Source organism: Enterobacter sp. BRE11, from assembly GCF_031844285.1.
Classification (GTDB): Bacteria; Pseudomonadota; Gammaproteobacteria; order Enterobacterales; family Enterobacteriaceae; genus Pantoea.
Genome location: NZ_JAUZUX010000001.1, coordinates 391,105 through 411,214 on the forward strand (window position 1 = coordinate 391,105; position 20,110 = coordinate 411,214).

At 59.8% G+C, this 20,110-nt stretch carries 22 protein-coding genes; 5 read left to right on the forward strand and 17 right to left on the reverse strand.

All coding sequences use genetic code 11. The annotated features are described in order from the left end of the window. Position 1: 1 nt before the first annotated feature. Entirely contained in the window at positions 2-1,396 is a 1,395-nt protein-coding gene (locus tag Q9R34_RS01895; RefSeq protein WP_485892175.1) for a hypothetical protein, read from the forward strand. A gap of 104 nt (positions 1,397-1,500) precedes the next feature. Here Q9R34_RS01895 and ppnP read toward each other — a convergent pair whose 3' ends face one another. From ppnP to aroL, 7 genes are all read right to left on the reverse strand, one after another. Beyond that, the gene (gene ppnP, locus Q9R34_RS01900) at positions 1,501-1,791 is read right to left on the reverse strand and encodes a pyrimidine/purine nucleoside phosphorylase (RefSeq protein ID WP_033752757.1); all 291 of its coding nucleotides are present in this window, start codon (positions 1,789-1,791) and stop codon (positions 1,501-1,503) included. Positions 1,792-1,897: 106 nt separating this feature from the next. Further along, a complete protein-coding gene (locus Q9R34_RS01905; protein WP_485892177.1) occupies positions 1,898-2,575 on the reverse strand; it encodes an AroM family protein in 678 nt (225 codons plus the stop codon). A gap of 1 nt (position 2,576) precedes the next feature. After that, complete coding sequence (locus Q9R34_RS01910; protein WP_485892178.1) at positions 2,577-3,506, reverse strand: DUF1177 domain-containing protein; 930 nt, start codon at positions 3,504-3,506, stop codon at positions 2,577-2,579. A gap of 12 nt (positions 3,507-3,518) precedes the next feature. After that, positions 3,519-5,075 carry an OPT/YSL family transporter gene (locus Q9R34_RS01915; protein ID WP_485892180.1) on the reverse strand — a complete coding sequence of 519 codons (1,557 nt, stop codon included), beginning with the start codon at positions 5,073-5,075 and terminating at the stop codon, positions 3,519-3,521. Between the two features lie 167 nt (positions 5,076-5,242). Next, the gene (locus Q9R34_RS01920) at positions 5,243-6,004 is read right to left on the reverse strand and encodes an IclR family transcriptional regulator (RefSeq protein ID WP_434124058.1); all 762 of its coding nucleotides are present in this window, start codon (positions 6,002-6,004) and stop codon (positions 5,243-5,245) included. A gap of 269 nt (positions 6,005-6,273) precedes the next feature. Continuing rightward, positions 6,274-6,465: a YaiA family protein gene (locus Q9R34_RS01925; protein ID WP_434124059.1), complete on the reverse strand. Its 192-nt coding sequence runs from the start codon at positions 6,463-6,465 to the stop codon at positions 6,274-6,276. A gap of 123 nt (positions 6,466-6,588) precedes the next feature. Next, positions 6,589-7,113, reverse strand: a complete 525-nt coding sequence (gene aroL / locus Q9R34_RS01930) for a shikimate kinase AroL (protein WP_485892181.1) — start codon at positions 7,111-7,113, stop codon at positions 6,589-6,591. 280 nt (positions 7,114-7,393) lie between these two features. On the opposite strand from aroL, the gene Q9R34_RS01935 reads away from it, so the two are divergent. Next, a complete protein-coding gene (locus Q9R34_RS01935; protein WP_485892183.1) occupies positions 7,394-8,095 on the forward strand; it encodes a DUF2076 domain-containing protein in 702 nt (233 codons plus the stop codon). A 2-nt stretch (positions 8,096-8,097) separates the two neighbouring features. Here the strand turns inward: Q9R34_RS01935 and Q9R34_RS01940 are convergent, their stop codons facing one another. The 3 genes from Q9R34_RS01940 to Q9R34_RS01950 are packed head-to-tail and all read right to left on the reverse strand — an operon-like array spanning position 8,098 to position 9,519. Next, positions 8,098-8,547 (reverse strand): YaiI/YqxD family protein, encoded by a 450-nt coding sequence (locus tag Q9R34_RS01940; RefSeq protein ID WP_033752765.1) that lies wholly within the window; start codon positions 8,545-8,547, stop codon positions 8,098-8,100. A gap of 9 nt (positions 8,548-8,556) precedes the next feature. Continuing rightward, entirely contained in the window at positions 8,557-9,000 is a 444-nt protein-coding gene (locus Q9R34_RS01945) for a DUF421 domain-containing protein (protein ID WP_434124064.1), read from the reverse strand. A gap of 9 nt (positions 9,001-9,009) precedes the next feature. Then, positions 9,010-9,519 carry a hypothetical protein gene (locus Q9R34_RS01950; protein ID WP_434124065.1) on the reverse strand — a complete coding sequence of 170 codons (510 nt, stop codon included), beginning with the start codon at positions 9,517-9,519 and terminating at the stop codon, positions 9,010-9,012. A gap of 87 nt (positions 9,520-9,606) precedes the next feature. Between Q9R34_RS01950 and proC the strand changes: the two genes are divergently transcribed. Continuing rightward, positions 9,607-10,419, forward strand: a complete 813-nt coding sequence (gene proC, locus Q9R34_RS01955) for a pyrroline-5-carboxylate reductase (protein ID WP_485892185.1) — start codon at positions 9,607-9,609, stop codon at positions 10,417-10,419. 35 nt (positions 10,420-10,454) lie between these two features. On the opposite strand, the gene Q9R34_RS01960 is transcribed toward proC, so the two are convergent. The 5 genes from Q9R34_RS01960 to Q9R34_RS01980 all read right to left on the reverse strand — a co-directional run bounded on the left by Q9R34_RS01960 (position 10,455) and on the right by Q9R34_RS01980 (position 14,281). Beyond that, positions 10,455-11,981 carry an FAD-dependent oxidoreductase gene (locus Q9R34_RS01960; protein ID WP_485892217.1) on the reverse strand — a complete coding sequence of 509 codons (1,527 nt, stop codon included), beginning with the start codon at positions 11,979-11,981 and terminating at the stop codon, positions 10,455-10,457. A 171-nt stretch (positions 11,982-12,152) separates the two neighbouring features. Beyond that, a complete protein-coding gene (gene lpxO / locus Q9R34_RS01965) occupies positions 12,153-13,064 on the reverse strand; it encodes a lipid A hydroxylase LpxO (RefSeq protein ID WP_485892186.1) in 912 nt (303 codons plus the stop codon). Positions 13,065-13,254: 190 nt separating this feature from the next. Beyond that, positions 13,255-13,563 (reverse strand): PsiF family protein, encoded by a 309-nt coding sequence (locus Q9R34_RS01970; RefSeq protein ID WP_485892187.1) that lies wholly within the window; start codon positions 13,561-13,563, stop codon positions 13,255-13,257. A 108-nt stretch (positions 13,564-13,671) separates the two neighbouring features. Next, on the reverse strand, positions 13,672-13,926 hold the full coding sequence (iraP, locus tag Q9R34_RS01975; RefSeq protein WP_434124069.1) for an anti-adapter protein IraP: 255 nt from the start codon (positions 13,924-13,926) through the stop codon (positions 13,672-13,674). Between the two features lie 208 nt (positions 13,927-14,134). Further along, complete coding sequence (locus tag Q9R34_RS01980; protein ID WP_485892190.1) at positions 14,135-14,281, reverse strand: hypothetical protein; 147 nt, start codon at positions 14,279-14,281, stop codon at positions 14,135-14,137. Between the two features lie 262 nt (positions 14,282-14,543). Here Q9R34_RS01980 and Q9R34_RS01985 point away from each other — a divergent pair, with 262 nt between their 5' ends. Further along, positions 14,544-17,669, forward strand: a complete 3,126-nt coding sequence (locus Q9R34_RS01985; RefSeq protein ID WP_485892191.1) for a beta-galactosidase — start codon at positions 14,544-14,546, stop codon at positions 17,667-17,669. On the opposite strand, the gene Q9R34_RS01990 is transcribed toward Q9R34_RS01985, so the two are convergent. Further along, entirely contained in the window at positions 17,554-18,825 is a 1,272-nt protein-coding gene (locus tag Q9R34_RS01990; protein WP_485892192.1) for a multidrug efflux MFS transporter, read from the reverse strand. The two genes, Q9R34_RS01985 and Q9R34_RS01990, sit on opposite strands and share 116 nt — an antisense overlap. A gap of 405 nt (positions 18,826-19,230) precedes the next feature. Between Q9R34_RS01990 and Q9R34_RS01995 the strand changes: the two genes are divergently transcribed. Beyond that, on the forward strand, positions 19,231-19,479 hold the full coding sequence (locus Q9R34_RS01995) for a biofilm development regulator YmgB/AriR family protein (RefSeq protein ID WP_033752774.1): 249 nt from the start codon (positions 19,231-19,233) through the stop codon (positions 19,477-19,479). A gap of 142 nt (positions 19,480-19,621) precedes the next feature. On the opposite strand, the gene Q9R34_RS02000 is transcribed toward Q9R34_RS01995, so the two are convergent. Further along, positions 19,622-19,912 (reverse strand): I78 family peptidase inhibitor, encoded by a 291-nt coding sequence (locus tag Q9R34_RS02000; protein ID WP_485892193.1) that lies wholly within the window; start codon positions 19,910-19,912, stop codon positions 19,622-19,624. Positions 19,913-20,110 lie beyond the last annotated feature (198 nt).

Genomic DNA, 20,110 nt, shown 5'->3' on the forward strand with positions numbered 1-20,110 from the left:
TATGTCTCGTTCCTCTATCCGCGCAGCGCTGCTCGCCGGGTGTGTGCTCTTCTCCTCCGCCAGCTTTGGCGACGCCGCTTTTACTCGCCTCAATGCGTTGCGCATCAACGACCGCCTGAATGTGATGGTGGCGCTGGCTGGTAAATCGGGCGGCGCGCTGCAGGTCTGGCAGGCTTACGACTGTAAAACGCTCTCTGCCGAGGCGCTCTATCGCAATCTGCTCGACGCCAGAGGCATGACCACTACGCGCTTCTACGGCAGCGAATTTGGCCGTTACACACCGCCGCAGCCTGGTCCCAATCAGGATCCTGAAACGCTGAAGCGCATCTGTAGCCTGCCGGAGAAAGCGGTAGTCTGGGAAAAGATCGCGCCGACCAACCGCTTTGGGTCTACCGCTCTCGTTGACGTCGCCAGCCTGAAGCGCAGCGGCGACGAATTGCAGGTGCGTTTTGGCTATGACTATGCGACCAGAGATTTCGATCCGCCCTATGACGCCCCTTACGCGTTCAAGGTAGAAAACTATCGCTTCAACTGTCAGACACAGGCGTTTGCACCCGTGTCGATGATGGATGTGGATGATAAAGGCTATGTGACCGACTCGCTGGACAGCGGCGATATCGCAGATCGTAAAGCCTCTTTCCCGCTGACGCCGCTCATGAAACAGACCTTTACCCGCCTTTGCGCCACCGCCGATCTGCAACGCTTCCGCGCGCTGGGTCGCTTTGTCTCTGCAACACATAAGGCGGTCAGCCGCGACGCGCGTACGATTTTGCCCGCGCTCAGCGATAATCCAGCCTCGGTTATGGCGGCGCTGCCGCTGGACAAGGCGCTGGACCAGCAGCTTCATCAGCTAATTGCGCCCTGGGCACTGCCGCGTTTTCGCCAGCTGAACTGGGTAGAAAACAGCCCTTCAGGCAAGGTCGCGGTGCGTATCGACGTTGACGAGCAGGGCTACCTGCGCAAGCTGGAAAATTACGGTATCTGGAAGGTGCAGCGCCTGACGCTGGGCAATATGATCCAGCTGAAGTTTGCGATGTCGATCGCCTCGCAGCCCAGTCGACTGGAAGCGCTAAAAACCACCCTGCGTTTCCCGCTGGTGGCCGGGCAGACGTTTACCGTCGACACGGATTTAGTGGAGCGCGGGTCGACATCGGACGTGCGCCGCACGCGACAGCAGTGCAGCGTGCTGGCAGGGGGCGAGGCGCAGAGCATCAACCCCGCTTTCAGCGGCCGCTATCTGCAAGTGGCGTGTCGTAGTGAGGGTGACGGACAGAAGACGGTGGAAACGCGTGACGCGTGGCTGGAGGATCTGCGCGTGCTGGCGCCGCTGGCGTCGAAGCTGGGCAGTGCGCCGTGGCAGGATACGCGACTGGAGCAGGTTGCCATCACCCGCTAAAAACTGACCTACAGACGGCTGACAAACCTAAAGCCGGGGTAACCAATCCCGGGCAGCAAAGCGGCCCGCGAAAAAAAGTGTCGCGGGCCGCTTTGCGGTAATGGTTACTCTTTCAGGTAGCGGCAGAGATAGGAACTCGGCTCGCCCACCTGCAGATGAAACTCGCTGTGGCCCGGCACGTTAAACACCGAACCCGCTTCAAACCATTGCCACTCGGTTTCGCCCGGCAGCAGCACCTTCAGCGATCCGCTCACCACCGTCATCTCTTCCGGCTGCGCCGTGCCGAAGGTGTATTCGCCTTCCGCCATTACGCCTACGCTGGCGCGACCGGTGCTGGCACTGTCGAAACCGATCGATTTCACTTTTCCGTCAAAATACTCGCTTACGTTGAGCATATTACTTCCTCACAGCACATTAGGGTGTCTGGCAGTGTAGAGTGGAACTTGCTGATCTGTCACGCGAATTTCAGCGTCGCCTCCCGCTTTGTGATCGCGCCAGTTATCAGACGATAAGTTCAGCGGCCAGTTTGCCGACCAGCACGTTGGAGAGCAGCACCGGAATGCCGAGCAGCCTCTGCAAAAAGTCGCGATGTGTCTGGTTATAGCCGACGCAGTCCAGCACCACCACGTCCGCGCCCTGCTCCTGGAGGGAGAGCGCGGCGTCGGTAAGCTTCTCATTATCGGGAATATAGGGGCTGGCAACGGCGAAACAGGGACGGCGCTTCAGATTGCGCCACTTATTGGCCTGCTGCCGGATCTGCTCCTCGACCGGCACCACGATACCGACCTGATGGTCCTGCACAATGGCGGCAACCAGCGGCGGAATAATGCGGTCCGGCTCAAGCAGCAGCGCGCTTTTCGCGGTCAGCGCGCCGAACTCGCCGGTGCAGAGCAGCAGAATCGTGTCGTAGCCTTCCGCTTCCAGCGCGGCGATTTTCGCCTGCAATCCCTGTTCTACCTTTGCCGTGGCCAGCCGCACCTGCGCGCCGTTCTGCAGGCGCGACACCAGCACGCCGTCCTGAGCGTCAGGCGCGTAACGCGCGGCGATCTCCGCTTCGCTCAGCCCATCCAGCAGGCCGACATGATCGGTCTGCTCACTGGGTAAAAACGCCGTCAGCAGCGGCATGATATCGCTGCGCGGCGACTGACCGATGGTCAGGGTAACCAGGGATTTCGTCATATTAGTCTCGTTTACGCAGATGGCTCAGGCTGCCATAGAGCGCCAGCAGGCGGGCATATTCGTCCGCATCGTAGAAATGGCAGCTCTCGCGGCCGAACTCTTTCGCCACCTCCACCGCAAACTTCGCCGCCGCCGCGATATCCACTTCGTGGCTGGCGCCGGTGCCGCAGCCCGGCACCACCGACTCGGCGGTGATCGCCACGCCGACCACCGGCACATCGGTGGCGGTAGAAGGCTGCAGAATGCTGTTGAGGTGATAAATGCCGTTGCCGTAAGGCGTAATGTCCTGAGTGGTGATGGGAAAGGTGACCGCCGGGCGGCCGGTGGTCATCTCCATGATGCGCAGCAGATCGTCCGACACGCGCAGGATATAGCCCTCTTTTACCGTCGGCGACAGCGCAAATCCTTTGTGGTTGATAATGCGGTTGCCCTTGGTGGTATCGATCGACAGGATAGCGTCGACCTCCTGAACCACCTCATTGTCGTTCATGGTGACGTCGTCGACAGGTGAATCCATAAAATCGACCGGCTCGTGCGGACGCGTCGGCGCGTCGGGACAGATATGGGTGGTGACGATGACGTCGCCCGCCAGCACGTCGCCTTTGGTCTGCATAACGGCCAGCTTCAGCGCGCTGCTCACCGCCGCGACGGCGCCATCGGCGTCGGAGACCATGCCGATGCGCGTCGGGCGCGCGCCGATGCCGCCCAGGCGGCCGATGATGCCGAGCGTCGGCGCGCTGCCGCCGCCAGCTTTGCCCTGCGCGCCTGGAATAGTGATGCGAACAAAATCGGTGCGCCCTTTCGGCCCGCTGACGCGTTTAAAGCTGGCGTTGACGCCGGGAAAAGCGGCAAACAGATCGACTACCTGCTGACCGTCGATAAATGCGCTGTCGAATAATTCAAATACCTGTAACGTCTGGTGCAGACTCATGACATCCCTTAATTATTTTTTGCCGCTGGCAAACAGCGAGTGAAAGAAGCTATAGAGCGCGTCGCCGGCGATAAAGCCCGCTGCCATCACCTCCATCGGCGAGCGGCCGCGTTCGCCCCATACGCGAATAATAACGATGCGCAGCGCAATGCCCACCACCACCGCCCAGCCGGCCATCGCGTTGTTGATCAGCAGGCCGGTGGCAAGCAGCACGCCGAGTTGGCGTTTCGGCCCGCCGATCAGCTGAATAATGGCACCGGGAATTGCCCACATCAGCAGGCTACCGGCGATGCCGGGCTCCGCACCCGCCTGGATAGTTTTGGCGTAGACGCGCGCCACCGGCGGCAGCAGGTTTTCCGCAAAGAACAGGTTATGCGCGTACCAGACGACGGGAACAGAGACCAGAAACGCGATCATCGCCGCGATCAGCTGAATGCGGCGGCCCCACAGCTCCTGCTGCAGATCCGCGCCGTGGCTGCGCAGGATAAAGCCCGCTTTAAGATCGTAGCCCATGTCGGCGAAGGCGGGCCCGGTCGCCGCGGTAAAGCCGCACAGCAGGCAGAGCGCCAGCGGCGGAAAGCCGAGCAGGATGCCGACGATCAGGGTAATCAGCGCTACCGCAAAGGCCGGGAACCAGCCGGAGTGCATCGCGGCGATGCCGACGATCAGCTCATGCACGAAGGCGGCGAACGCGGCGTAAATCACAAACAGCAGCAGCATCGGCAGGCTCATTTCGCTCCACAGGCCCCCCGCCAGCGCCAGCAGCGCTGAAATTATCAGATAGCCCACGCCGCCAAGACCGAGCGCGCGCCTGACCTCATTGCCGCCGCGGCTCACTTTTTGCTCCTCATGGCGGCGGCTGCGGATCACCATCACGACCTGAATCAGCGCCACCAGCCCCGCGCCGACCATGACGCCGTGCGGCAGATAGAGCGCGTTAATGTCGATGCCGGCAACCGGTTGCGCATAGGCGCGCATTAGAAAGCCCAGCCCGAGCATGCCCAGCGCCCAGATATTGCCGATAAAGGCGGTGCCGAAAGCGGACATCGGGATCGTCAGCATCGAGCCGAGGATGCCGCCGACAATGCCTGCCGCCAGCAGCCAGGCCTGTCGTCCGCCCCTGTCGCCCGCTTTGATCGCCTCTGCGGCGGCCACGCCCGGCGGCCAGGCGTTGCTGGCGGGAAAGACGCGGGTATCAAACAGACGGTAGAGCAGATAAGCGTCCAGCAGCATCGCCGCGCTGACGCCGCAGAACATCGGCAGCACTAGCTGCGGCTCGCCCAGCGCCCAGGGCACCGCGATCGGCATTAACAAGCTGTTGGCGGCGCCGAAGGTGGCGGAGGAGATGGCGGTTTGCGCGAGGTTCTGGATTTCAATCGACCGGTAACGGCGAAATGCCTGTAAGGGAATGCGCGCCAGCAGCATCGCGAATAGCGCGCCGATAATAGAAGTATTCGGCGTCACGCCGATAGTGGTAATAAGCTGCACACCGATAATGGCGCCCGCCACCGACAGGGCGATTAATACTATCGCCACGCCAGCCTGTTTAACTGGATTAACCTTCTCCATATTGTCCCCGTCAGGAATGCCGGTAAAAAGGAAATAATGACGCTTCGCGAGCCTTTATCCGGCTCGCTTACGCCGTTTTTTTATTTCATCCGTGAGGTTGAATAAACAGGCCCGAAGGCCTGACGTTTTCCCGGTGTGGCGAAAGTATTGCGCCGATAAAATTAAATTCAGGGTGCCGTTGGGCCATATTTCTCAGCCAGGTCGCTGGCCGTTATGCGTAATTCATCAAGCAGCGCAGGTGGATAGCCGGGCGAACTCGCCTGCGACAAAAAAGAGAGGCAAAGCGCCACCGTATCGCCGTGATATTTATTATGCAGCGCGACGGAGAGCGAGCTGATGCCGGGCAGCGTTTCGTTGCGCGCCAGCGACCAGCCCTGGCGGCGGATCGCCGCCAGCTGCGTACAGAGCGCCTCCAGCGTTTGCGGCGAATTGGGCGGCAGCGGCTGCCAGGCGTCGCGGTAGCGCTCGCGCACCTCTTCTTCGCTGAGCTGCGCCAGCAGCACGCGGCCGGTCGAGGTGGCGGCGGCGATCATGCGGCTTCCCGGCGGCGTCACCAGCTGGGTGAAGTGGCGTCCATGAAACATCCGCATCACCACCAGATCGCGCCCGTCGAGACGCGAGATATAGCCGATGCTGCCGGTTTTATCCGCCAGCCGCGCCATCGCTGGCGCGGCGCTGTCTACCAGCGGCGCGGAAAGATAGTGTCCGGCGACCGACAGCAGGACGCGGCCAATATGAAAACAGCGGCTCTCTGCATCGCGCTCCAGCAGGCCCTGGCTTTCCATGGTGGCCAGCAGGCGCGACACGGTGCTTTTCGGCAGGCGCAGCGCCTCGACGACATCGGTAAACGTCAGCCCGGGGTTTCCCTGCGTCACGCCTTTTTGCTGAAACAGCTTAAGCACCGCGGCGGCGTTTTCGAGTGTGGTCATATTGTGAGTTTCACTATATGGAACCGAGTTCCTGTATCGATGGTTAAAACTAAAACGCAGAGGAACAGGGGTCAAGCGTCAATTTTTGTCAAGGGCGAACGTGCGCAGTGAAATAACCGGGCAGGCGGCAAAGAGAAATGATTTTATAAGGGCGTTGCGAGAAATAGCAGAATGGATAACAGCTTTGCTGCGCGCAGACAGCAAATAACAGCAAATAGAAATGAACGAATAAATGTATTCAGGCTGGCGTCCCTGCCAGAGAGATTGCCCTACTCTTTTTCCACATCTTCATAGCGAACTTTGGCGTCCTGCGCTTCCTCTTCCGACGTATGTTCGCTAATTAAGGTATTGGGCGATGGATGATCGGCGCGTAGCTCCCATGACGTGACGGTGCTGCCCTGCGGTCCCTTCTCAACGACGACAACGCGAGCTTCACGTGGATAAGGCGGTCTGGTTGGCATATTCAATCCCTCCTGGCTAATCGTATTCCACACGACGAGACAATTCCCGTCTGATACTCAGTATAGCCAGGCTATGCAGCCCAGACGGGAAAGCGGGAAGAATCTGAAGAAAAAGTGGGGAAGCTAGCTGGCGCGCGCCAGCGACAACGACTGGAGAATCTCTTCGATCACGCGCTCTGGCGGCTGCATGGCGTTGACTTCATGGTGGGCGGCGTCACGATAGAGATGCGCGCGCTCGCGCAGGATATCGCCCATCTCTTCGGCGATGGGACGGCCGGTCAGCGTAGGACGCTGCGCCGCTTCCGGCTGGCTCTCCAGCCGCTGCGCCAGAATATGCGACGGCGCGCTGAGCCAGATTACGCGCCCGTGCTCGCGCATAAAGCGGCGATTCTGCTCCGCCAGCACCATGCCGCCACCGGTAGCGATCACCGTGGCTGGCGCGGTAACCGCTTTCAGCGACTCCGTTTCCCGCGCGCGGAAGCCTTCCCAGCCCTCATCCGCCACAATCTGCGCGACGCTGCGCTGAGTGCTGAGCTGCAGATGGTGATCGGTATCGCGAAAGGCGTAGCCGAGCGCGCGCGACAGCGCCTCGCCCACGGTAGTTTTGCCGCAGCCGCGCGCGCCGATCAGATAAATAGGTAGAGACATCGGGCAGTTCCTCCGCCGTTACAGGCCGTATATCGCGGCAAATCGCTTGCTAATGCGACGCATCATAACTGGAAACGGCTATCGCCTCCACCCGCGAAGCAAGAATTGCGCATCCTTTTCCGATTTTCCCACCTGTTTCATTAATTATTAGTGGGTTAACCATGCGCAATTCGTGCAGATCGCGCCAGATCAAGCGGCGGCAACATTTGCTTACCTGCTGGATTTTACTTTGCTGCGCTCCGCCCCCATATACTTATTCAGTCGCAACAGGAGAGCCATTATGTATAGCCAGGAACACCAACTGATTGAGGGTCTGTTCAGCCGTCTGAAACAGGCCGAGAGCCAGACCGGACCGCGTGACGCGGCGGCGGAACAGCTGATTAAAGAGCATCTGCAGCAGCAGCCCGGCGCGCCTTACTATATGGCGCAGGCGATCCTGATCCAGGAAGCCGCGATGAAGAAACTTAACGATCGCATTACCGAGCTGGAGAATCGCGTGGCGCAGCAGCAGCAGCAGCCCCAACAGCAGAGCAGCGGCGGTTTTCTGTCGAGCCTGTTCGGCGGCGGCTCGCGCCAGCAGGCGCCTGCGCAGCAGCAGCCCCAGCAGCAGCAGCAGGCGTGGAACAACGCACCGCAGCAGCCGCAGTATAATAACGCGCCAGCGGCACCGGCGCGCGGCACCGGCTTTCTCGGCGGCGCGCTGCAAACTGCGGTAGGCGTCGCGGGCGGCGTAGTGATGGCGGATATGCTGACCAGCATGTTCCACCACTCGCAGCCGGAAGAGATCGTCAACATCATCAACGAACCCGACGCGCCGCTGCCGCAGGTCGATGACAATCTCGACACCTTCAACAGCGGTGGCAGCGGTTTCCTCGACCAGAACAACGGCTGGGATAATAACTACGCCGACAACAATGACTTCAACGATCTCGGCAACGACAGCTTCGACGGCTTTAACGACGACGACGACAGCTTCGTCTGATTTCAGCGCTGGCGCTGCGTCAGCCAGCTGTCGAGCGCGTTAGCGAACTGCTGGCGGTCGCGCGGACTCATCGCCGCGGGGCCGCCCGTTTGCACGCCGCTGGCGCGCATCGTGTCCATAAAGTCGCGCATGGTCAGCTTTTCGCGAATAGTGGCGGGTGAATAGCGCTCGCCGCGCGGGTTAAGCGCCGCGCCCCCTTTCTCCAGCACCTCTGCCGCCAGCGGAATATCGGCGGTGATGACCAGATCCCCCGGTTCTACGCGCTTCACAATCTCATTATCCGCGACGTCGAATCCGGCCGGCACGCGCAGCGTTTTCAGCCAGGGCGACGGCGGCACGCGCAGCGACTGGTTGGCGACGAAGGTCACCTGCGTTTTGGTGCGATCCGCCGCACGGTAGAGCACCTCTTTAATGACGTTGGGGCAGGCGTCGGCATCAACCCAGATAACCATACTTTTTCCTTACTCTTTGGGAATGATGGAGATCTTGCCGGTCTTCTCCAGAATGGCAAACTTTATTTGGTCCAGCCGCTCTAGCCCCTGCGAGCTGCGCGCGCTCTGCAGAATATCCTCTTCGTCTACCCCGGCGCGTTTCGCCCGCTGGCGCAGCAGTTTGCCCTCTTCCACCAGAATCAGCGAGGAGCCGTCAATCAGCCGCTCCATGCGCGGAAAGCGTGTTTTCATCATGCCGAACAGAATATCTATCACGATCAGCGTGACGATGGTCAACCCGGCGCCCGTGACGGAAAAGTCATCGCCGAGCAGCGCCTGCTGGGTCGCCTCGCTGATAATCAGCAGCAGAATCAGGTCAAAAGAGGTCATCTCCATCAGGGTGCGCCGCCCAGCAATTTTAAACACCACCATCAACAGCAGATACATGCTGGCTGCGCGCAAAACCGTTTCCATATGACTCTCCTAGGGGTAGATAAACTGACTAAAGCGTACGCTGGAGGCGTCGTCGAGCGTGACGGTAAAGTGATAACGGCCGAAATCCTGCGCCTGGATGCCGATCCAGATAGTGGCCTCCTGCTGATCGGCGCGTCGATGCCAGCGGAGCACCAGGCTATCGCCGGTGCTCCAGGCGTCGTCCGGCTGCGGCTGAAGCGTCTGCAGCTGGATATCGTCGAGCTGCGGACCGCGCAGCCTGACCTGATAATCGCCGCCGCGTAGCTGCCCCAGATGCAGCGTCATATCCATGTTGCTTTCCCGCCGTCCAAAGCGTTCGTAAGCGACGCTCAGCCGTTTATCGGCGCTGACGACGCGCTGGTTGCTCAGCCAGCCTTTGGAAAACAGCCCTGCCGCGCCAGCGACAACAATCAGCAGCAGCAGCGCAAAACCCGCGTGCTGAATACGCCACTCGATACGTTGCCACGGCATATTCTCTTTAACCGGGTAGTGCCGGCTTTGATTTTCATTGTCGCCCATGCAGTGTTCTCCTTGCTGACTTGTTATTAATCCTGGCTGAAGTAAGCTAACGCGTTAAGATTTTCGAACTTTCTTAAGGATACGGCGATGCTGGAGAAGAAGATTGGGTTTATCGGCGGCGGCAATATGGCCAAAGCCATTATTGGCGGACTGGTGAAAAGCGGCCAGGTCGCGCCCTCGAACATCTGGGTATTTGACCGCAAGGCGGAGACCAACGAGGCGCTGGCGCGCGAATACAACATTCAGGCTGCTGAGAGCGCTGAGGCGCTGGCGCGCGAGGTTGATATTCTGTTCGGCGCGGTCAAACCCAACGTCATCCTGAAAGTGCTGAAAGATCTGGCCAGCCAGCTGAAAAAAGAGGCGCTGGTCGTCTCTATTGCCGCGGGCGTCACGCTCGACTCGCTGGCCACCGTGCTCGGCCACGACCGCAAAATTGTGCGCGTCATGCCCAATACGCCGGCGCTGGTCAATGAAGGGATGACCTCGATAACGCCAAACGTGCTGGTCGAGCAGCCGGAAATCGACGAAGTGGTCACGATATTCGAAAGCTTCGGCAAAGCCGCGGTGGTCAACGAATATCTCATCCATTCGGTGGTCGGCGTAAGCGGCTCTGCGCCCGCCTATGTCTTTATGTTTATCGAGGCGATGGCGGATGCGGCGGTGCTGGGCGGCATGCCGCGCGCCCAGGCCTATCAGTTCGCCGCTCAGGCGGTAAAAGGCTCGGCGCAGATGGTGCTGGAAACCGGCAAACATCCTGCCGAACTGAAAGATATGGTCTGCTCGCCCGGCGGCACCACCATCGAAGCGGTGAAAGTGCTGGAAGAGAAAGGCTTCCGCGCCGCCGTGATGGAGGCGATGCAGCAGTGCATGGCGAAGTCTGAAGCGCTGAGCAAAAAGTAACGCATGGGGCGGCGCGCCCGCCCCGTCCGCTTGCGCTATTCCTGACGGCTCGTCACCGCTGCCAGCGCCTGCTCCATGGTCATCGGCTGCTGCATCTCCAGCACCAGCGCCGCCGTAAGCGTATACATGCCGCAGGAGAACGCCGCCGCCAGCTTGCCCTGCTGGCCGTAAAGCGCGATAAACTTTTTCTCCTCCAGCGAGCCGATCAGGCGATATTCGTCCCACTCTTCGGCATGACCGAGATACTCGTAGCGCGTGCCGAAGTGCGTGGTCCAGAAAAAGGGCACGCGGTCATACATCATGCGCTTGTCCAGCATATTAAAGGCGGCGATACGCCCCTGCTGATGGGCGACGCGATAGTGCTCGACGCGCAGCGGCCCCTGCGGCGTCAGATAGCTGGCGATATCTCCCGCTATCCAGACGTTTTGCGTGACCCGCAGCTGGCTGTCGGCGAGCAGGCTGCCATCCTCGCGCAGCGGCAGATCGTGAATAAACCCGGTGGCGGGCTGAATGCCGGTTGCCAGCAGCACCACGTCCGCCTTGATGCGGCGGCCATCCTCCAGGCGCAGCGCGGTAACGTGCTGCGCGCCCTCCAGCTCTGCCGGATCCCCATCAACAAAATGTACGCCGTTGCTGCCGTGCAGATCGCGGAAATAGCGGCCAATCTGCTCGCCGAACTGGCGCGCAAAAGGCAGCGGATGCCGCGCCACCACCGTAACCTCGACGTCGCGATTGCGCAGCGCCGACGCCATCTCCATGCCGATAAAGCTGTTGCCAACTATCACCAGCTGCTGGCTCTGGTCGACCTCCTTTAGCAGCGCATCCGCCTGCGCCAGCGAACGCAGCAGGTGGACCCCTGCCAGCTCGCTGCCCGCTAAATCGGGACGCTGCGGCGCGCCGCCTGAGGCGATCAGCAACTTGTCGTAAAACAGCGCGTCGCCGTCGGCGAAGTGGATACGCTGCTCGCGCGTGTCAAGACGCGTTACTTCGCCCTGGCGACGCTCGACGTGCTGCAAAATGTCCTCTTTCAGAATGCGCGGCACATCCTTGATATCCATCTTGCCGGAGGGGACAAATTTCGTCAGCGCCGTGCGGTCATAGGGCGCTTCCGGCTCGCGCTCGACCAGCACCACCTTCCCCTTAAAGCCCTCCCGGCGCAGCGTCCAGATGGCGGCGCTGCCCGCCGCGCCGCCGCCGAGCACCGCATAAACCGGCGCGTCGCCGCCGCTGCCGATGGGCGTCGCAGATGACATCGCTTTAGGGTTGACCTGCACAATGCCGTTCTCGACGCGCAGCGGAAACTGTTTGAGATCGGCCAGCGCCAGCGGTTCGCACATATGACCATCTTCCAGCGCGAACACCGCCTTATGCCAGGGACAGACCAGCTTATCGCCGCAGATGGCCCCCTGCTCCAGCGGCGCGCCCGCATGCGGACAGGTGGCCTGATAAGCGCGCACCTTTTCTCCGTCGCGCACCAGCAGGATATCGGTATCGGCGACGTTGGCTTTGGTGGGCTGGCGGTCGGGCAGATCGTTTAAGGCGATGACGGGCTGATAATTCATCATGCGGCTCCTTCTTTGTCGTTATTTAACAATGCGCCCTGGGAGGGCGCCGCTATTCCCCTGCAAAAAGTAAGTGTGGCAAAGGAAAGCGGAAGGCAGCGTCTGAAAAATAAAAAAAGCGGTTAACATATTGTTAATCCGCCCTTTTTAAAATTTTAGCAAGTGTAAATATCAGAAAGGCAGGCTCGGCAGAATAATCAGCGCAAACAGCGCTGCGATCAGACTGTATTTCACCCAGTAGTAAAGCGTACGGTTACGCTTCTTCAGCCGCTGACCTGCATTGCGGATGGCATAAACATACTTAAAGATACGATTGATAAAACCGGTACGGTCATTGGCATCATTTGGCGAAGCGGCGGCGGCCATAAGCCAGCGGCCAACGCCGCGATTGACCCTTTGCGCCCAGCGCCATTTCATTGGCCGCTCAATATCGCAAAACAAGATAATTCGCGTTTGTTCGCTCTCATTTTGCGCCCAGTGCACATAGGTTTCGTCAAAAATAACCGCCTCGCCGTCGCGCCAGCTATGGCGTTGACGATCGACCTCAATAAAGCAGCGATCGTCGTTAGGGGTTTGTAAACCCAGGTGATAACGAACCGATCCGGCATAGGGGTCGCGATGTTTTCCCAGATGGCTACCGGCAGGCAATTCAGCAAACATCGCCGCCTTGACAGAAGGTATACGGCTTACCAGCTCAGTTGTCACTGGACATAGCTCGCGCGCTGAAGGATGAGCGTCGCTATACCACTTCAGGTAGAAGCGCTTCCAGCCTCGCTTAAAAAAAGTATTAAAGCCGGCGTCGTTGTTGCTTTGCGCCGCCTTAATATGATCCTGCAGGCGCAGCGCCTCTTCCCGGATCACCTGCCAGTTTTCCGTCAGCTGGCGCAGCTCAGGAAAATCCTCTGCCGGGAAATAGGGCTGTTTAGGCGGCAGCGTGGAAAAGCCCGTCATAAACATGTTAATCGGCGCCATAAAGGTGGAGTGATCGAAAAGCTGACGCGACAATTTCTGTTTTTCTACCCCACGGGAGTGGGCGTAAATAACGCTAATAATAAATATACCGATAATAATGACTGCTACCATACAACAGTTCCTTATGTTGCCGTAAGAACGCGTCTGCTTCGCTCAGCGCTGAGAGGAGTAAAGTATTTAATGTTTTTTTTAGCGGTCGGTTTATCAACGCGTGCGATTAAAATGCCACAGGATAAACGGCGGTGAAATGGCGTTTAAAAGAGGCGGGAATACGGCCGCGTACGACCGTATTAAGCGAGGATTAGCTTTTTTTGAGGCAGGTGCTCATAAAGGTTTTACGCGCGTCGCCGCTGAGCTTTTTAGCGCCCGCTTCAGTATTACAGCTTTTCATTTTTACCTGCTGCGGCGTCATGTCGGCCAGCTTGCTCTCTTTCTTCAGGCACTCGCTCATAAAAGATTTACGCGCGTCGCCTTTCAAATTTTGCGTGCTCGCGTGCTGATTGCACTGGGTCATTTTTTGCTGCTGCGCCGTTTTCTCGGCGGCCTGCGCCACGCTGACGCCGTTCACCAGCAAACCTGCCATTACGACTGCCGCTAAATGCAATTTCATGGTATGACTCCCTTGATGAATGATCCGTTAATTCTGGCACGAGAGAAACAGAGCGGTGAAGATTTACGCGAATTTGCAGCGCCGATCCCACTGCTGCGCCATTAGCCCTCACACGCGCGGATGGTTAAGTAATTTATCCAGGTAGTTACGGAGCAAAAGCGCATCATTATTAGTGGCGTCAGCGTCGGCATTATGCATTGCGTTGTCGATACTCGCTGCGATAGCCTGTTGTTGTTCCGGCTCGAGCTTGCGCAGTATCGCCGTTACGATAATTTCCAGCGCCTCAACCTGGGCCACCAGTTCTTTAGACTCTTCTTCTTTAGCCGCCAGTTTTACCAGTAATTCAGCAATAAGGTTCTTCATGCCCTTTTCCCGTCGGTAAATAAAAGCAGACGTTAACACTCGCCAAAATAAAAAAACAGCGCTTTTGGCCGATTTTGCTCAGCACTTTATAGCAGCTCTTATTAAAACAGGGCTTAAACATATTCCAGGAAGCGGGCGAAACGTTTTGACGTTAATTAAACGAGACGTCAATCGTTCCGGCCCGGAATAAAACGAATGCTACGCGGGATTAACGTGGGCCAGTAAAGCCGCGACCGTGACCGCCCCAGCCGCCGCCGCCAGGCCCTCCCCAGCCACCGCCCGGAGGCGGGAAAATACAGCCGCTCAGCGCGGTCGTCAGCGCCACGATCGCGGCAAGTTTACCAATACGTACCATAACCACCTCAGGGTAGATGAAATCGGGCTGAGTGTATGAGCGGCAAACCGGGGCGACAAGCGAGAATTCTCTGCTTCAGGGCGGTATTAACTGTTGCATACCAGGCTTAACAATTTACTGGCACGAATGTGACACAAAACCGGCATCCAGGCCGAGCAGGGTCCCGAGCCCGTTAAAAATTGCCTCTTTTGGTAGCGCGACGCTCTTTACAGCCTGCCGGAAACACTGCATTGTGAGCGTAATACATTTTGAGGAAAGTGCTATGTCAACGCCACCAATTTCGCTGCGTCAACTGCTTGCTCGCCGCGACTGGGAGAATCCGGTCGTCACCAGCCTGCATCGCCTTGACGCTCATCCGCCCTTCGCCAGCTGGCGCAGCGAAGAGGCTGCGCGCGACGAGCAGCCCTCTGCCGCACTGCGCAGCCTGAACGGCGCGTGGAATTTCAGCTATTTTAACCGTCCTGAAGCGGTGCCGGAAAGCTGGCTGCAGCAGGATCTGCCCAACGCCGCCACGCTGCCGGTACCCGCCAACTGGCAGATGCACGGCTATGACGCGCCCATTTATACCAACGTCCAGTATCCCATTGTGGCGACGCCACCCTGCGTGCCGGAAGCGAACCCCACCGGATGCTACTCGCTCACATTCACCCTTGATGACAGCTGGCCTGAAACTGGACAGACGCGCGTAATCTTCGACGGCGTCAGCTCCGCCTTTTACCTGTGGTGCAACGGCCAGTTTATCGGTTACTCCCAGGATAGCCGTCTGCCCGCCGAATTCGACCTGAGCGCAGCGCTGCTGCCCGGCGCGAATCGCCTGGCGGTGATGGTGCTGCGCTGGAGCGACGGCACCTGGCTGGAGGACCAGGATATGTGGCGCATGAGTGGCATTTTCCGCGACGTCTCGCTGCTGCATAAGCCGACGCCGCACCTGGCGGATGTCCAGCTGGAGACGCTGCTGAGCCCGGAATACCGCAGCGCGGATCTGGTGGCGCGGGTGCGCGTCACCGCGCAGGACGCGGCGCTGCGTTTGCGGCTGACGCTGTGGCGAGAAGGCAAACAGACGGGCGCCATTGAGCAGCCGCTGGGCAGCGCAATTATCGACGAGCGCGGCCACTATGGCGATCGCGCCGAGCTGCGCCTGCGCGTTGAGGCGCCCGCGCTGTGGAGCGCCGAAACGCCAGCGCTTTATCGCGCCACGCTGGCGCTGCTGGACGCGCAGGGTGAAACAGTCGAGGTCGAGGCGTACGATGTCGGCTTTCGCCGCGTCGCCATCGAAAACGGCCTGCTCTGCCTGAACGGCCAGCCGCTGCTGATACGCGGCGTCAACCGCCACGAACATCACCCGGAGAGGGGCCAGGTGGTGGATGAAGAGACAATGCGGCGCGACATCGAACTGATGAAGCAGCATAACTTCAACGCGGTGCGCTGTTCGCACTACCCCAACCATCCGCTCTGGTATCGGCTGTGCGACCGCTACGGCCTCTACGTGGTTGACGAAGCCAATATCGAAACCCACGGCATGCAGCCGATGAGCCGCCTGGCGGACGACCCGCGCTGGTTTGCCGCTTTTAGCGAACGCGTTACGCGCATGGTGCAGCGCGACCGCAACCACTGCAGCATTATTATCTGGTCGTTGGGCAATGAATCGGGGCACGGCAGCACGCACGACGCGCTCTATCGCTGGGTGAAAAGCGCCGATCCGACGCGCCCCGTGCAGTATGAAGGCGGCGGCGCCAACAGCGCGGCGACCGATATTCTCTGCCCGATGTACGCGCGCGTCGATGAAGACCAGCCCTTCCCCGCCGTGCCGAAATGGTCGCTGAAAAAATGGATCGGCCTGCCGGGCGAAAACCGGCCGCTGATCCTGTGCGAGTATGCGCACGCCATGGGCAACAGCCTCGGCGGCTTTGCAAAATACTGGCAGGCGTTTCGTCAGTTTCCGCGCCTGCAGGGCGGCTTCGTCTGGGACTGGGTCGACCAGAGCCTGACGCGCTACGATGAAAACGGCCAGCCCTGGCAGGCGTACGGCGGCGACTTCGGCGATAAGCCTAACGACCGCCAGTTCTGCATGAACGGCCTGGTGTTCGCCGACCGCACGCCGCACCCGGCGCTGTTTGAAGCGCAGCGCGCGCAGCAGTTCTTTCACTTCACGCCGGACGCCAACGATCCCTTTAGCTTTACCGTCAGCAGCGACTTCCTGTTTCGCCGCAGCGATAACGAGGTGCTGCGATGGCGCGTCGAGCAGCAGGGCGAGGTGGTGGCGCAGGGCGAAACCGCGCTGGATATCGCGCCCCAGGGAACGCAGCGCATCTGCCTTCCGCCGATAGCGGCGCTTACCGGCGTGTGCTGGCTAAACGTCGCCGTACACCAGCGCGCCGCCACCGCCTGGTCTGACGCCGACTGGCGCGTCGCCTGGCATCAGTGGCCGCTGCCTGCCGCGCTGGCGCTGCCGCCGCAGCCGGGTTCGGGGGACGCGCCGACGCTCAGCATGGAGGAGACGGCTATCGTGGTTACGCACCGCAACCAGCGCTGGCAGTTTAACCGCAGCAGCGGCGAGCTGACGCAGTGGCTGGTCGATGAACAGGCAAGGCTGCTGTCGCCGCTGCAGGACTGCTTTATCCGCGCGCCGCTTGATAATGATATCGGCACCAGCGAAGCGGAGCGCATCGATCCAAACGCCTGGTCGGAGCGCTGGAAAGCGGCCGGCTATGACGCCATGAGCTGCCGTCTGGAGCGGACAGAGGCTTCGACGCTGTCGGACGCGGTGCAGATCAGCGTACTGCACGGCTGGTACGCTCAGGGTCGGCTCGCCTTTCTCAGCCACAAACGCTACCGGTTTGACGCGCAGGGCGACATGCATCTGGAGGCTGAGGTGGAACAGGCCGCCGACGCGCCCGCACCGGCACGCATCGGCCTGCGCTGCCAGCTCGCCGTCACGCCGCAGCAGGTTGGCTGGCTGGGGCTGGGCCCCCATGAAAACTATCCGGACCGCCAGCTGGCGGCGCAGTTCTCGCGCTGGCAGCTGCCGCTCGACGCGCTGCATACCCCTTACGTCTTTCCGAGTGAAAACGGCCTGCGCGGCGGCACGCGCTGGCTGGAAGCTGAAGGCTGGCGCGTCAGCGGCGATTTCAGCTTCTCGCTGAGCCGCTACAGCCTTGAGCAGCTGCGCGAGGCGTCGCACCGCCATCTGCTGCGCGCGGAGGCGGGATGCTGGCTGCATCTGGACGCTGCGCATATGGGCGTGGGCGGCGATGACTCCTGGAGCCCGAGCGTCAGCGCCGAGTTTCTGTTGACGCAGCGTCGCTGGCGCTATGCGCTGCGCTTTTCCCCTTCGACTCCAGCACCGTACGCGGACGGCGATAAAAGCGCTTCAGCAGCAGCACGTTAACCAGCACCACCAGCGCGGTGGCGAAGAAGACCCAGCGGTAGCCGGTCAGCGCCGACACCGCCGCGCCGAGCAGCGGACCGGCGACGTTGCCGAGATACATAAAGGACTGGTTGTAGCCGAAGATACGGCCGGTAATGTTGTCGCGCGAGTGGCGCACCAGCAGCGTTTGCACCGCTGGCATCATCGCGCCGTCGGCAAAGCCGAGCAGGAAGCGCAGCACGCCGAGCTGGGTGGCGCTGGTGACAAAAGACATGGCGATCAGCAGCAGCAGCGACACCACCATGGTTGCCAGCAGAATCCGCTGGGTGCCGATACGGTCGCCCAGCCTGCCCAGGCGCGGCGCGGCGATCAGCGCCGAGATGCCTGGCAGCGCGGCAATCACCCCGCTGAGAAAGGCGATGTTCTCGGCGGTCGGCGCCAGCTCGCGCACGAACAGCGTCAAAATCGGGTTAACCGAGCCGTTGCACATCTGGATCACCATGGTAGTGACAAACATACAGAGCATCAGCCTGGGATTGTCGAGCGAAGCGAATACCTCGCGCCCGCTCAGCTTCTCCTTTTTACTCACCGGCGTATAGCCGGTCTCTTTAATCAGAAACAGCGTCACCAGGAAACTCACCAGCAGCAGCGCGGCGGTAACGATAAAGACCATGCGCAGGCCGACCCAGTCCGCCAGCAGCCCGCCCAGCATGGGCCCCAGGATCACCCCGCCGATCTGGCCGGTCGAGACGCAACTCAGCGCCCAGCCGCTGCGGTCGCGCGGCACCTGCGCAGCCACCAGCGCCATGGCGTTGGGAATATAGCCCGAGGTCAGCCCCATCAGCGCGCGCAGCAGCAGCAGTTGCCAGGCCTGGGTAACGAAGGCCTGCAGCAGGATCACCACGCCCATGCCGAACGCCGCGCGCAGCAGCATCAGCTTGCGTCCTTTGCGGTCGGCGAGACTGCCCCACAGCGGCGCGACGGCGGCCGAGATCACAAAGGTAATGCTGAAGGTAAGGCCTGACCAGAGGCTAAGCGCATCGCCATCTTTGATGCCGAGCTGTTCGATATAGAGCGGCAGAAAAGGAATGATCTGACTGATGGCCAGGCCGGTGAAAAAACAGCCGAACCAGACCGAGATAAGATTAATTTTCCAGGATTCAATTGTGCGTGGCATGAGCAAACGGGCGCTGACAGAGGGAGATCACAGTCTATCAACGGCGCTCTGTCGCTGAGCAACAAATGATGGCACGAAAAGAAAAAAAACCGTTTTTTGCTGCGTCAGGCCTTTTTCACTGCCGTATATAAGCTGTTAGTGCTTTTTTGCAGTGAATGTCGATGGCGTCGCTGGCTGAATGTCAGCAGAGATGAAAAAATATGTCAGCCTGTTACTGACAAGTTAAGATGTCGGTTGTATGTTTAAAAAAACGCCAGTTTCTCTGGCGCAGGTGCGGCTTTCCGGCTGCGCTAACGCCTCCGCCACTTCCCGTCGCGGCGAGGTCCACAGTTACCTATCACGTTGACTATCACGCTGCGCTGCGCAGGTCGTGACAGACGCGCCGTCGCCTTAGCGGAGGTGAATATGAGAGTTCAAAACAGTGCCAGTCGTGCGATTGTGGACTATTTCAACAGCCCCGCCTGGAGCGCCCCGCAGGAGTCCGATCTGCTGGCGGTGATCCTGCGCGAGCTAATGGAAGCTGGCGAGCCCGCCACCAATAAAGCGGTGATCGCGCGGGTTATTGAGCGGCTGGAGGTGGAAGGCGACGCGCGCCGTCTGGAAAATTATCGTCAACTGCTGGCGCAATTAATGGAAACCGGTTCGTCGGAATAAGAAAAAAATTCCCGCCGAAGCGGGAATAAACAAGACGAGCATTGCATATTGAGAGTGACGAGGAAATCTCTGTTATCCGGGATCTATCCTCGACTCCATTAATGACCAGCACATGACAATGCGACGCTTTTTTTATGACGCTTTAGCCGCAGTAGACCTGACTAATAACGTCGTTTTTGTCCGCCAGGAAGTTAAGACGGTGCAGATTAAAGTCCATCGTGACCGCGCTGTTCCAGCGAATGGCGCGCATCGGCGTCTCCAGACGCAGGCTGCTGGCGGCGCTAATCGGCTTGCCGACGTAGCTCTGATACTGCGAAGCGCCGCAGGTGTCGCTTGCTGCGTCTGCTGCGGTGTTATCAGGCTTATTCGCTGACTGACAGGCGGTTAAGGCGAACATGCCCAGCGCCAGCAGCGCTTTTCCGTAATATTTCACGTTTTCTCCTCATGAACGTGGTGAACGCGTCTCAGAGAGTAGCAAAGGCGTGCCGCTGGCTTCACCCTCAGGCGCTAAAAAAAGCGTGCCGTCCCCCCCCTCTGTTTGCACCGTCACGCACCGTTTTTTTCAGATAAATCGCACTTACTGACCAAAACCCTCACGCTGGCGCACTAAAATTATTAGGACTTTTCTGAG

What these genes read in the sequence shown, in the direction of transcription:
- Q9R34_RS01895 (WP_485892175.1), top strand. Translation starts at nt 2, where the DNA reads ATGTCTCGTTCCTCTATCCGCGCAGCGCTGCTCGCCGGGTGTGTGCTC.
- ppnP (WP_033752757.1), bottom strand. Translation starts at nt 1,791, where the DNA reads ATGCTCAACGTAAGCGAGTATTTTGACGGAAAAGTGAAATCGATCGGT.
- Q9R34_RS01905 (WP_485892177.1), bottom strand. Translation starts at nt 2,575, where the DNA reads ATGACGAAATCCCTGGTTACCCTGACCATCGGTCAGTCGCCGCGCAGC.
- Q9R34_RS01910 (WP_485892178.1), bottom strand. Translation starts at nt 3,506, where the DNA reads ATGAGTCTGCACCAGACGTTACAGGTATTTGAATTATTCGACAGCGCA.
- Q9R34_RS01915 (WP_485892180.1), bottom strand. Translation starts at nt 5,075, where the DNA reads ATGGAGAAGGTTAATCCAGTTAAACAGGCTGGCGTGGCGATAGTATTA.
- Q9R34_RS01920 (WP_434124058.1), bottom strand. Translation starts at nt 6,004, where the DNA reads ATGACCACACTCGAAAACGCCGCCGCGGTGCTTAAGCTGTTTCAGCAA.
- Q9R34_RS01925 (WP_434124059.1), bottom strand. Translation starts at nt 6,465, where the DNA reads ATGCCAACCAGACCGCCTTATCCACGTGAAGCTCGCGTTGTCGTCGTT.
- aroL (WP_485892181.1), bottom strand. Translation starts at nt 7,113, where the DNA reads ATGTCTCTACCTATTTATCTGATCGGCGCGCGCGGCTGCGGCAAAACT.
- Q9R34_RS01935 (WP_485892183.1), top strand. Translation starts at nt 7,394, where the DNA reads ATGTATAGCCAGGAACACCAACTGATTGAGGGTCTGTTCAGCCGTCTG.
- Q9R34_RS01940 (WP_033752765.1), bottom strand. Translation starts at nt 8,547, where the DNA reads ATGGTTATCTGGGTTGATGCCGACGCCTGCCCCAACGTCATTAAAGAG.
- Q9R34_RS01945 (WP_434124064.1), bottom strand. Translation starts at nt 9,000, where the DNA reads ATGGAAACGGTTTTGCGCGCAGCCAGCATGTATCTGCTGTTGATGGTG.
- Q9R34_RS01950 (WP_434124065.1), bottom strand. Translation starts at nt 9,519, where the DNA reads ATGGGCGACAATGAAAATCAAAGCCGGCACTACCCGGTTAAAGAGAAT.
- proC (WP_485892185.1), top strand. Translation starts at nt 9,607, where the DNA reads ATGCTGGAGAAGAAGATTGGGTTTATCGGCGGCGGCAATATGGCCAAA.
- Q9R34_RS01960 (WP_485892217.1), bottom strand. Translation starts at nt 11,981, where the DNA reads ATGAATTATCAGCCCGTCATCGCCTTAAACGATCTGCCCGACCGCCAG.
- lpxO (WP_485892186.1), bottom strand. Translation starts at nt 13,064, where the DNA reads ATGGTAGCAGTCATTATTATCGGTATATTTATTATTAGCGTTATTTAC.
- Q9R34_RS01970 (WP_485892187.1), bottom strand. Translation starts at nt 13,563, where the DNA reads ATGAAATTGCATTTAGCGGCAGTCGTAATGGCAGGTTTGCTGGTGAAC.
- iraP (WP_434124069.1), bottom strand. Translation starts at nt 13,926, where the DNA reads ATGAAGAACCTTATTGCTGAATTACTGGTAAAACTGGCGGCTAAAGAA.
- Q9R34_RS01980 (WP_485892190.1), bottom strand. Translation starts at nt 14,281, where the DNA reads ATGGTACGTATTGGTAAACTTGCCGCGATCGTGGCGCTGACGACCGCG.
- Q9R34_RS01985 (WP_485892191.1), top strand. Translation starts at nt 14,544, where the DNA reads ATGTCAACGCCACCAATTTCGCTGCGTCAACTGCTTGCTCGCCGCGAC.
- Q9R34_RS01990 (WP_485892192.1), bottom strand. Translation starts at nt 18,825, where the DNA reads ATGCCACGCACAATTGAATCCTGGAAAATTAATCTTATCTCGGTCTGG.
- Q9R34_RS01995 (WP_033752774.1), top strand. Translation starts at nt 19,231, where the DNA reads ATGAGAGTTCAAAACAGTGCCAGTCGTGCGATTGTGGACTATTTCAAC.